Source organism: Sunxiuqinia sp. A32, assembly GCF_052690465.1.
Genome location: NZ_JBQYLI010000018.1, coordinates 105,977 through 118,632, shown reverse-complemented (window position 1 = coordinate 118,632; position 12,656 = coordinate 105,977). Strand labels below are relative to the sequence as shown.

Here is a 12,656-nt window from a genome sequence, read left to right as displayed (position 1 = left end):
GATTGATAACTTTCAATCTTTTTCCCACTCTTCGCTGAAAATAAAAAGAGGCCATCTCTTTTGAGACAGCCTCTTCATTATCAATATTTTAGAATCCTACTCTTTCGAAAACGAGTATGGGAAATCAGCGTCCTTAGTTCCACGTTTTTTGTTTGGTTTCGCTCCCATATCAAAGTTGATTGTTGCTCCTTTTTGAAGTTCGTCATAATTAAAGAAGTTCTTACCATATGACTTGCCATTCATTTCAATAGACTGAATGTATCGATTATCTGCACTGTTATTTGGTGCCGTAATTTCAATCTTATTGCCATTTTCCAGGGTTACAGTAATTTCCTTGAACAATGGTGCTCCAATTACATATTCAGGAGTTGCAGGTGCAACCGGATAGAAGCCCATTGAACTGAAAACATACCAGGCAGAAGTTTGTCCGTTATCTTCGTCACCACAATATCCATCAGCCTGTGGAGAGTATAAACGATTCATTACTTCTCTTACCCAATGTTGAGTTTTCCATGGTTCCCCAGCATAATTGTACAGGTATATCATGTGTTGTATTGGCTGATTACCGTGTGCATAGTTACCCATATTCATAATTTGCATCTCACGAATTTCATGAATAACGCCACCGTAATAAGAATCATCAAAAATTGGAGGAACAACAAACACAGAATCCAACATCGTAACGAATTCTTTTTTACCGCCCATCAAATCAATCAAGCCTTGCACATCATGGAAAACTGACCATGTATAGTGCCAGCTATTTCCTTCAGTAAAAGCATCACCCCATTTAAATGGACTAAAAGGAGTCTGAAAACTTCCATCTTCATTACGACCTCTCATCAAGTTGTTTTCCTTGTCAAACACATTCTTGTAGTTCATCGCACGTTTAGCGAAAATCTCAATTTCCTTTTCTGGTTTTCCAAGAGCTTTTCCCAACTCGTATACACAGTAATCTGCAAAAGCGTATTCCAATGTGCGAGCCACATTTTCATTCACACCTACATTGTAAGGAACATATCCAAGCTTGTTGTAATAATCAACTCCGTAACGGCCAACCGAAGTAAGTGGCCCGGCAGTATTTGTATTTTTAACAACCGCTTCCCAAAGTGTTTCAATATCATAACCGCGTAATCCTTTCAGATAAGCATCGGCAATTAAGGTTGCAGAATTGGATCCAATCATACAATCGCGGTGGCCAGGGCTTGCCCATTCAGGTAAGAATCCACTTTCCTTGTAGGTATTCGCCAAGCCTTCCTGAATCTTTTCGTTTAATGATGGATACATCAAATTGAAAAATGGGAATACTGCTCTAAAAGTATCCCAGAAACCATTGTCGGTAAACATGTAACCTGGAAGTACTTCTCCATTGTAAGGGCTGTAGTGAACAACGTCTCCATTTGCATCAAACTCGTAAAACTTACGTGGAAAAAGTAATACACGATATAAGGCTGAATAGAAAGTCTTAATTTGATCATCTGTTCCTCCATTAACGGCAATACGGGAGAGTTCTTTGTTCCAAATAGCTGCTCCTTTTTCTTTAACCTGATCAAAGGTATCGTTACCCAATTCTTTAAGATTGCGTTCAGCTTGCTCGTAACTAATAAATGAAGAAGCTACACGAGCATGAATTTGCTCACCCTTTTTAGTTGTAAACTTTAGAGCAGCACCAACATGGTTTTCTTCCAATTCACTTTTACCCTCAACTACGTGATCTTTACTCCACACATTACTTTCAACAAAAGGCTTGTCAAAAATAATGACGAAATAATTTTTAAAATTATCAGGCACTCCTCCACTATTGCGAGTGGTGTAACCAATAATTTTATTTTCTGAAGGAATAATTTTCACATACGATCCGCGATCAAAAGCATCAACCAATACATATGAACTTTCATTTTCAGGGAAAGTGAAACGGAACATGGCTGCACGTTCGGTTGGTGTAATCTCTGTTACAACATCGTAATCGGCAAGGTAAACTTTATAAAAATGTGGTTTTGCGGTTTCTGCTTTATGCGAGAACCAGCTGGCACGATCTTCTCCTTTAATTTTCAACTCTCCCGTTAATGGGAAAAGAGAAAACTGTCCATAGTCATTAATCCATGGACTTGGTTGGTGAGTTTGTTTAAATCCCTGGATTTTGTTGGCATCGTATCCATATACCCATCCATCACCCATTTTGGCTGTTTGAGGAGTCCAAAAATTCATTCCCCAAGGCAAGGCAATCGCAGGATATGTATTACCTGTTGAAAGTTTAAATTCGGAATCAGTTCCCATCAATGTATTCACATAATCAACGGGCTGCAAGTTTTGTGCTCCAACTTCATGCGCAGTCACACAAAATAGCACTGCAACAAAAATAGCTAATTTTCTAATCATGGTTATTTCTACTTTTTAGTTATAAGACCAAGATTTTATGACTAATTAGTCGTTCTAAAATCTGGTTTAGGCATAAATTAATATTACTACTTGATATTTTCGTTCAAAGTAAATAAATACTCTCTAATGGAGAAAATTTTCTATCAATCCATTAATAATTTGAATGGGGCCTTGCGTCGGCGGCAACTCCAAATTCTTTGTTTGGAACTGACCCCATTACAAACTTCAGCTCCCCGCCATTCATAAGATCTGCGTGTGATATGTACGATTTTTCATACTTCTCTCCGTTGAGTTCAACAGACTGTATGTAGATATTTTCATCCGTATTATTTTCTGCAAAAATTTTGAAAACTTTCCCTTCTGGAAGTGTAAGTTCAACTTCATCAAACAATGGACTTCCAAATACGTAATTTCCATTTGCAGGGTTTACCGGATAAAATCCCATGGAAGAAAGAATGTACCAAGAAGACATTTGTCCACAGTCTTCATTTCCACTCAATCCATCAGGCTGGTCAGAATACATGATATTGCAAATTTCGCGAACCTTTTCAGCTGTTTTCCATTGCTGACCAACATATGCGTACATGTATGTAATATGATGACTTGGTTCATTTCCATGTGCATATTGCCCAATTAAACCGGAAATATCAGCCGAAGCTCCTTCAACCTTAACAGATTCGATTGTAAACAAACTATCCAATTTGGTGATAAAAGCCTCTTCACTGCCAAATAGTTCCACTAAACCTTCAACATCCTGAGGAACCAACCAGGTATACTGCCATGCATTTCCTTCACAGTAGTCATCATTCCGATGCTGCGAAGAAATAGGGCTAAATGGACTTCTCCATTGTCCATCCGCCATCTTTCCTCGCATGAACTGATTCGTTTTATCGAAGTAGTTTTTATAGTACTTTGCTCTTTTTGAGAATACTTCAAAGTCTTCAGTTTTCCCCAGTTTTTTAGCCATTGCCGCAATACACCAATCATCAATTGCGTACTCCAATGCCCGTGCAACTGATTCCACCTGACTATCTGCAGGGATGTACTGAATATCTTTAATGTAGTCTAAACCTCTTTCATCTCTCATAGCAGAAGCTTTAATTGCTTCAAATGCCAGTTCGGCATCAAACCCATCAAAACCTTTTAAGTAGGCATCAACAATCACAGGAACAGCATGATATCCCACCATGGTATTTGTTTCACATCCCATTAAATGCCAAACCGGTAATTTTCCCTGCTGCTGATAAATTGACAACATCGTATTGACAAAATCATTCACTCTTTCTGGCTGTACAATCGTAAATAAAGGGTGAGCTGCACGATAGGTATCCCATAAAGAAAAGGTAGTGTAGTTCTTAAATCCAGGATTGTTATGGACCTCTTTATCAGTGCCTCTATAGTCACCATTCGCATCATTAAATAGCGATGGTGCAATCATGCTGTGATAAAGTGCCGTATAAAAGATCTTCTTATTTTTCTTATTTGAAGTCGAGATCCGAACTTTTGCCAATTCGTCATTCCAACTTTTCTGCGCCTCATCTTTCACTTTTTCAAAATCCCAATGATTAATTTCAGCAAGCATATTTTGAGCAGCACCATCGGTACCAACAGGTGAAATTGCAGTTTTCACCAGCAATTCGCCATTCCCTTCAAACTCAATAATTGCACGGCTGCTTCCTTTTTCATCAGAATCAGCTACTATTTCAAACTTAGTTATTGGTTTTGAAAATTCAGTAACAAAATATAACCGCTGATCGTTTGCCCATCCACTGGAAAAACGACTTCCTTTAATCGTCTTTTCATCAACTTGGTCTATGATTCCTTCGGTTAATCGATCCCATCCGGTTCCATAGTTCAAATCAATAATTACCTGTGAATTTCCCTCTCCCTGATAATTGTATTTATGAAACCCAACTCTTTCAGATGCCGTCAATTCAACATCAACTTTGTGCCTATCTACATGAATACTGTAGTATCCCGGAGCTAAAACCTCATCGCTATGTGAATATTTCGCTTTCCAATCGAAAGGATTATCAGCATTGGCATTTGGTTTATAGTCACCTGCAACAGGCATCATTAAAATATCACCGAGATCACCAATTCCAGTACCACTCAGTTGAGTGTGAGCAAATCCTATTAATATTGAATCGGAATAATGATAACCGGAACACCAGTCCCATCCTTGTGTCTCGTTGTTTGGACCGAGCTGAACTGCACCAAAAGGAACACTGGCACCAACAAAAACATGCCCATGTCCGCCTGAACCAATATATGGATCAACATAATCAACTAACTTCTCTGAACCGTTTTTCTCCTGAGCGCAGGAAAATAACATAGCGATACCCGCTAAATAATAAATTGCATTTTTGAATCTCATAGTTATATTTTAACGCCTGAACACCTATTTTCCCTAGTAAAAAAAATTCAAGCCTATTATTAATTTGCAAATTGAATGCCACACAATAACTAGTACGAATATGAATAGCCTATTTACTCAATGGTCTGTAAAAATTATTAAACCCGAAATTCATATAATATGAAATCCGAGTTTAATACTTAGTAAAGCTTAATTTAAATTGACGACGTTAAGCACGTATAAATAAAATCTATTTCATTCACCCTCAAAAATGAGTGTCAATTCCTATTTAAATGTTACACCAAGAGTAACAATTTCATGAGGTTTTATTTTAACTGAAACAGTTTTGCCATCAGAACTGGCAGTTGCCGCATCTGCTAATGGAAACTCCAATAAATTTAAACGACGAGTTGTCTTCACTGATTTTGGCAATGAAAGAGTAACTGTCTTCTCGTTTCCTTCCACTTCGACTAAACGAATTACCATTTCTTCGCCTTCTTCAGCTTGCTTCAAACCTGTCATATAAACACCAGGAGCATCTAAAGAGATGAAAGATTCTTGCTCGGGGCGAGTGGCATGATCTTTTACCAATGCCAGTGATGGTGGTTCGTTTGCAACAACAGGAACATTAAAATCATCCCCTTCTGCCCAAACACCATTTGTCCAGTCTCCGGAGTGAGGGAACAATGCATAGCTAATTCGGAATTTACCCAAATTCGGATAAATATCAGGTGATCCTGCAGCACGCATCAAGGTCAAGCGCAGATCGCCATTGTGATATGAATGTCCATACTTGGTTTTATTCATCAAAGCAATACCAACATTACCATCAGTAACATCTACCCATTTTTGAGCTGGAACTTCCAATCCCTGGTCTTTCTCAGCGTCAACTCCATAGGCATCTCTATGAGTAAGTGATAAAGGAGCGTCTTCCCCATTTATTTTACCATCTACCGGACGTTCTGCAACATCAAAAGGAACCTGAGAATAGAACTTTGTATTTTCCAATGCCAATGGGAAAATTGCTCTTAACATGGGTGAGTCAGTAGAATCTGTTCCTGTTTCCAACCAACGAACCTCCATATCGTATCCAATACGCGGATAAGATTTGTACAAATAAGTGCGTTCTATAAACCTTGAATTTCCCCAGGTTTTTACGGTCTCAATACAAACTCGAACCGGACCGCTCTCAACAACACGAACACTTTCCACATTCGTTACATCTTCTTCTTTTACGGTTTGATTGATTGTCCACGACTTCATCCCACCTTTCTTGTCTTCGAGATATATTTTCAACTTGTTAAGCTCTCCACCATCCTTGACATACTCAGTATTGGTCCTCTTATCAAACAAGCTTACAATAGCACCTTTTTTCATATCAAATTTCACTTTAAAGAAATCAGTTTCATAGGTGTTATCTGACATTTTCATAGGTGTATTATATTCCCCTTTGTCTGTTACATCAACATAGTACGTTTTATATCCTCCGGCAGGGAAATCCTCATCGATGAATTGAACTTTTGTAGTATAACCAGGAGGCGTTGGTTTTGAATATACGATCTGTGCAGGATACGAATTTCCATTTCCATCACGCACCAAAACGGTTCCTAAATTGTCACCTGGATCATATTCTTTGTTTCTGAAATCTGTTGCCAGGAAATTTACATCTTTTCGACCTCCAGAATTTGGATCATTCTTGTCAACCGGCCAAAAAGCCTCACCATAGTAATTAGCACCCCAGGTTGCTACCTTAACGGATACTGGCTCCTCATGAGAATATACAGTCGCTTCAACAATTGTTTTGCGTTTTGTTGGAAACAAATTGTATGCAACCACAGGTTGTCCCAATCCTTTTTGAAAATTAACTTCATCTGCCATTTTCCAAAAAGCTTTGTCCTTCAATTCTTTTGATTGACGTAAAACTTCAGAATATCGAGCAACCGCTTCCTTATTGGCTTCGTTTATAGCAGATCCTGGAAGAATATCGTGGAACTGATTAAAAGTCACCGTTTCCCACAAATTTCTGATTTCATCTGCAGGATATTTATCTCCATTCAACCAGCGAAGTGTATTAAAATATTCGGTAGCAAATAAAGAGTTCTCACTATTTCTGTTTCCTTCTTTAATATCTGCAACAGTTGTGTAACATCCTTCAAAAATGAATTGCATTTCCCCTTCATGAGTAGGTCGTCCATCCATTTCATTTTCCAACTTGTGGAAGAAATTACCTGCAGTTGTAAATTTAACAGCTGGATAGTCTGTTAATTTATCTAACTCATGAACCTTATCAATATTTGCACGGGTTGGACCGCCACCATGATCACCCACTCCGGTAATTTGAAGAAGTCGGTGCTTGTCAGGAACGATCTTTTCCAATTCATCTTTCAAATTATCTGTAATATTTCCGTTATAAGTATTATTTCCGTAACACAATACTTTTGAGTCATCAGGACCTTGCCACCAAAAACTTCCCATATAAGGCTTGCATCGGTGGAAATAGAAGTAGTCACAATTTGCCAATTGTAAAATTTGAGGCAACTGTGACACATGTCCGAAATTATCTGGAAGCCATCCAATTTGAGCCATTTGACCAAAGCGACTTTGAAAATAGCGCTGTCCCATCAAGAAGGTGCGTGCCAATGCTTCCCCAGAAGACATATTAGTATCACCTTCAGTCCACATTCCTCCGGCAAGTTCCAATCGACCTTTTTTCACATATTCCTGCACTCTTTTAAATAACGCCGGATCAACCTTTTCCACAAATTTATAAACGGCTGCCTGGCTTTGTAACATTGTAAAATCAGGAAATTCATCCATAAATGCGACTGTCTGACGTAAGTTGTCATTACACATTTTCATGGTTTCTGAATAGGTCCATAACCAGTTCATATCCATATGGGCGTGTCCAACCACATGAATGGTATCCTGCAAATAACTGGATTCTTTACTCACCTCAGACTTTGATTCTTTCTCCGGGTTTCCTGCATATCCGGTAAAAAACAGAAGCATAAATGCCACCAAAAGTGAAATTTCAATTTGTTTTCTCATGTTATTAGTTTTATCGGTTAAGGTTTAATTTAGATCATAGATTCTATAATCAGATTTCACGAATTGCTTCGTACATAGCAACAATATTTTGAGGAGGAACATCCGGCATGATATTATGCACTGTGTTAAATACAAAACCTCCATCAACATAAAGAGCGTCTAAATTTCTCTTTACATGTTCTTTTACTTCTTGGGGAGTGGCCAAATTGAGAACACTTTTTGTGTCTACTCCTCCTCCCCAGAATGTCAGTTCTCGTCCAAACTCATTTTTCAATTTGCCTGGATCCATATTTACGGCATTTATCTGCACAGGGTTCAAAATATCAAACCTTGCTTCAATTAGCCTTGGGATTAATTCATAAATTCCGCCACAAGAGTGAAGCATAGTTGCCGCAGAGGAATGATTTTTTACAAAATCGCACATTTGTTTATGTCTCGGAAAGAAAAATTCATCGTAGGTTTCAACCGGAATAAACGGACCATTATTGGTTCCTAAATCATCACCAAATTTTATAATATCAACGAGGTCACCAACTGAAGAACAAACGTGATCCAGAAAATCAAGATGCCGTTCCATAATTGCATCCAGAAAACGATGCACTTCTTCCGGAGATAGATATAAATCCATTAGAAAGTTATCCATCCTTCTAAGAAAAGTCCCCCATTCAAAAAGATTACAACCAACGCCTATAAGAATGGCTTTATTTGTTTTTGATTTGACTTCAATAGTCTTTTCACGGAGTTTTTCCCAAAACCCATCATGTGAAATCCAATCCCATGGAGTAAATCCAAAAGCCCCCCAAACTGTTCGATTCATATCATCTCCCATTTTGGAATAATCAGTGGGGTAACCATCCTGATAAGGAAAAACAGTTTGATCAAAGAAGGTGGCTCCAGATGGCATTCTGCCAACCACTTCTCCCAGATTGTTAGCAGCCAACCATGAACCATCCTTTTGCAAAGTTGGATTAAACCATTTTGGATAAAATCCTGAATAACCTTTAATTAATTCAAGTTCATGCCAATAATCAGGTGCCTGATTGAAATACCGGCCAATATCAATCACATCAACTCCAAAATGATCGAGCAACTTCATTTCTGGTTGAGCAACCTCCTGAACAACATCATACACGTTTGTTCTAAGATCAGTCATTCCCATGTGTTGAAGCAAGTTTTTATGTGCAACTACTGAAATTCCCGAACTTGGAGTTGCTCCTAAATCAAGGGGAACCCGATCGGGTTGCTTATGTTGAATCGCTGCTAATATTCGTTCTCGTGAATTCATCTTAAAGTTTTAATGGTTGTATATTGTCATCGAACTAAATTTGAAATAACAATCTTCCTGCTTTTTAATCAGCTCCAAACTATTACTGTGAATCAAACTGACAAAATTCAATTTGTTTAAGCGAGCAATACTAGTTTGACTGAATGCCCCAATCTTCATTCGGCTCTGGCCCCATATTCAAGATTAATGTGCCACCAGCAACGATATCTTTAAACTTGATTCGGGTACTGTTCAGCGGCTCGCCATTCCACGTTGCAGACTGGATATAAACATTCTCCTTCGAATTGTTTTTTGCTTCCACAGTAAACTCTTTCCCGCTGTAATATTTTGGATCGAGTTCTACCGTAATTTTAGCAAAAAGAGGACTGGTAATATTTACCATCGGCTCGACTTCACAACCACCTTCCATTTCAAATAATCCCATCGCACTCATCACAAACCACGCGCCCATTTGTCCTTCATCTTCATCACCTTCCCATCCATGATACGGAGTTGATCCATAATATGATTCCAAAATAGCTCTTGAATATTTTTGTGTCAACCATGGTTTTCCTGAGTAATTAAATAAATATGGAGCCTGCATGTTTACCTGATTACCCATGTTGATGTAGTATTCGATTGGCTCCGGCTGATACCTGTCAAAAGCATGAGCTGCAAATTTTGAAGAAACAGATTCTTCAAAGCCTTCCTCCAGCCTTTCATTGAAAAGATCTTTTCCTACCATCTCAATTAATCCGGGAATATCGTGTGGCACGTACAAGGTATATTGCCAACCATTTCCTTCGACGAAATGTACTCCTGAAAAAGGATTGTAATCCGCCATCCAGTTCCCGGTCGAGTCTTTTGGAACCATGAATTTCAACGCTGGATTAAATAGGTTTTTCCAGTTTGCCGATCTCTTCATTAACCTCTTGTAATCTTCATTTTTCCCGAGAGATTTTGCCATTTGAGCCACACAATAGTCATCATAGGCATAATCAAAAGTCAGGCTACTGGGATTCATTTCGTATGGCACATAACCTTTTTCATTGTATACATCCAGATATTCATTCCCCGCTAATCCAGAACATGGCAATAACCGTTTTCCCTGCTCTGTCACAGTATGTAACACTGCCTGATATGCCTCATTTACATCATAATTTCGAATTCCTTTCTGGTAGGCTCCGACGATCATTTCTGTTTCATGGGAAACATTCATAATTCCAGTGTACTCTAATCCTGTCGGTCCCACACTTGTCCATCCATTTTTTCGATATAGCTCCAATTGAGTCTCCAAATAATCTTCCATGATCCCAGGGGTCACCAATGACCATAAGCTGTTCAGGTTCCAATAAGAATTCCAAAAAGAATCGCCACCAATCATTCGTTGTCCTTCCGGCATTTGCTGAACTTGTTCACAAGGATCCATGTATTTACCGTTTACATCATTCCAAGTTTGTTTTGCAGCAAAACATCGATATAGATTTGTATAGAATTTCGTTTTATCAACATCAGAACCTCCCTCAACTTCAACTTTACTTAGGATAGCATTCCAATCGTCGTAAGCCTGATTCTTAACAGCTTCAAAATCCCATCCAAAATCCGCCATTTCAGTTTCCAGGTTTAAACGAGCCTGATCAATACTCACCAACGAAATTCCTGACTTTACCATGATAACTTCGCCTTCCTCTGTTTGATACGTGACATAAGCTCCGATATCATTCGCACCTGAAATTCCGGTAGTATCTTTCGTTAATTCCCCTTCATTCCATCCATTAAACGTGTCAAATGGCTTGCTAAAATTTAACACAAAATTGAGCGTATATTCATTCCAACTACCCCTTCCGATTTGGCATTTTGCATACCCCTCAATCTCGGAATCAGTGACTTTATCAATTTTCGCATCCACCACAGAAAATTGATATTCGGCTGGAAAAAGTAAATCAATTAATACTCTGGACTCCTTCTTTTCAGGGAAAGTATACTTTTGAAATCCACAACGAGTGGTTGCAGTCATCTCTGCAAAAACATCATGGTCGTACAGTCGAACCGAATAATAGCCCGGTATGGCTTTTTCAGTTTCTTTCAAAATACGGGAATGATATCCGGCGCCTCCACCTTTATAAGCGGCATCTACTGGCCTGTCTGCGAACACCAAATCGGTTGTGGTTGGCATCATCCGTAATCCAGCCATTGTCCATGCATGAATGTGGCTAAATCCGGATATACTATTTATAGCATAATCGTATCCACTCATCCAAACCTTACCCTGATTGTCTGGCCCCAGCTGAATCATACCAAATGGCACAGATGCATATGGTCCGAGCATCCACCGGGAATTAGATGTTCCGATAAAAACATCGACCCAATCAGCTGCATTTTTCTTTTCTTCTGAAACACGACAACTAATAGTTATTGCAGCTATAAAAACAAAAATTAGAGACACGTACTTCAGTTTCATAATTGGTTGGTTTAGGTTAATAATTTGTTCAATGCTGGTTTAGGTTATTTCAGCAATCGCTTGAACTGACAGAAAAGGCTGTTAATCCTTTTTTACTCCAAATTTGTAAATCGTTTTTTCATGAAAATTATCCTCCGGATTTAAAACGATGGAAGGAAAATTCGGATGATTTATTGCATCCGGATAATGCTGAGTTTCCAGTGCAAAACCGGCATATTTTCCAAATTTCTTTTTACCATCAATTATTAATTCCGGGATATAATATCCTGCATAGATTTGTAATGCAGGCTGAGTTGTGTACACTTCAATAAAACGTCCACTTTTCGTTTCTTTCAAAACACCTGCAAATCGTGTATCTCCAGTTACGGCTTCATCCAACGGAAAATTCAGATCGTAGCCATCAGGCAACTGGTCAATTCTGGAACCAATCATTGACTCTTTTCGAAAATCAAAAGGAGTTCCTTCAACATTCAATATTCTGCCTGTAGGCATTAAGTCATCCAATTCGGTATAAGTTGATGCCGGAACTTGTAAATAATGTTGCAAAATATTCTCAGCGCCTCCTGTTAAGTTGAAGTAGGTATGGTTCGTAAGATTTATTATTGTTGGTCGATCTGTTTTGGCAGCATAGTCAATGATTAGTTCATTTTCCTTGGTGAGCCAATAGTGAACAATTGTGGTTAAATTTCCAGGATAGCCTTCTTCCCCATCTTTACTAAAATATTGTAGTTCTAATCCAACCCGATTTTCTTCGTTTATCGTTTTAGCATCCCATATTTTTTTATCAAAACCTTCAATTCCACCATGAATATGCCGATCCCCATTGTTTATGGGTAACTGGTAATCTTTTCCATTCAAAGTAAATTTGCCTTTTGTTATACGGTTACAAACCCTGCCAACAATACATCCAAAATAGTGGCAATTCTCCAGATATTGATCACTTTGATATTCGCTAACGTCATCAAATCCCAGGACTATATTTTCTGATTTTCCTTCTTTATCAGGAACTATTAAGCTAGTAATAATTCCTCCAAAATTGGTGATTGAAACTTCGACATTTCCGTTACTTAAAACAAACAATGTTGTTTCTTTTCCATCAATTGTTTTTCCAAAGCTATGTTGATCGATTTTCATTTATCTACTTTTATCTA

At 38.4% G+C, this 12,656-nt stretch carries 6 protein-coding genes; all 6 read right to left on the bottom strand.

What is annotated here, in order from left to right:
* Window positions 1–96 precede the first annotated feature (96 nt).
* The 6 genes from ACUNWD_RS16945 to ACUNWD_RS16920 all read right to left on the bottom strand — a co-directional run bounded on the left by ACUNWD_RS16945 (window position 97) and on the right by ACUNWD_RS16920 (window position 12,639).
* Window positions 97–2,376 (bottom strand): GH92 family glycosyl hydrolase, encoded by a 2,280-nt coding sequence (locus tag ACUNWD_RS16945; RefSeq protein ID WP_445589034.1) that lies wholly within the window; start codon window positions 2,374–2,376, stop codon window positions 97–99.
* Window positions 2,377–2,527: 151 nt separating this feature from the next.
* Window positions 2,528–4,753, bottom strand: a complete 2,226-nt coding sequence (locus ACUNWD_RS16940; RefSeq protein ID WP_445589033.1) for a GH92 family glycosyl hydrolase — start codon at window positions 4,751–4,753, stop codon at window positions 2,528–2,530.
* 264 nt (window positions 4,754–5,017) lie between these two features.
* On the bottom strand, window positions 5,018–7,780 hold the full coding sequence (locus ACUNWD_RS16935; protein ID WP_445589032.1) for an alpha-mannosidase: 2,763 nt from the start codon (window positions 7,778–7,780) through the stop codon (window positions 5,018–5,020).
* A gap of 49 nt (window positions 7,781–7,829) precedes the next feature.
* On the bottom strand, window positions 7,830–9,065 hold the full coding sequence (locus ACUNWD_RS16930; protein WP_445589031.1) for a uroporphyrinogen decarboxylase family protein: 1,236 nt from the start codon (window positions 9,063–9,065) through the stop codon (window positions 7,830–7,832).
* A 130-nt stretch (window positions 9,066–9,195) separates the two neighbouring features.
* On the bottom strand, window positions 9,196–11,505 hold the full coding sequence (locus ACUNWD_RS16925) for a GH92 family glycosyl hydrolase (RefSeq protein ID WP_445589030.1): 2,310 nt from the start codon (window positions 11,503–11,505) through the stop codon (window positions 9,196–9,198).
* 81 nt (window positions 11,506–11,586) lie between these two features.
* Entirely contained in the window at window positions 11,587–12,639 is a 1,053-nt protein-coding gene (locus tag ACUNWD_RS16920; protein ID WP_445589029.1) for an aldose epimerase family protein, read from the bottom strand.
* Window positions 12,640–12,656 lie beyond the last annotated feature (17 nt).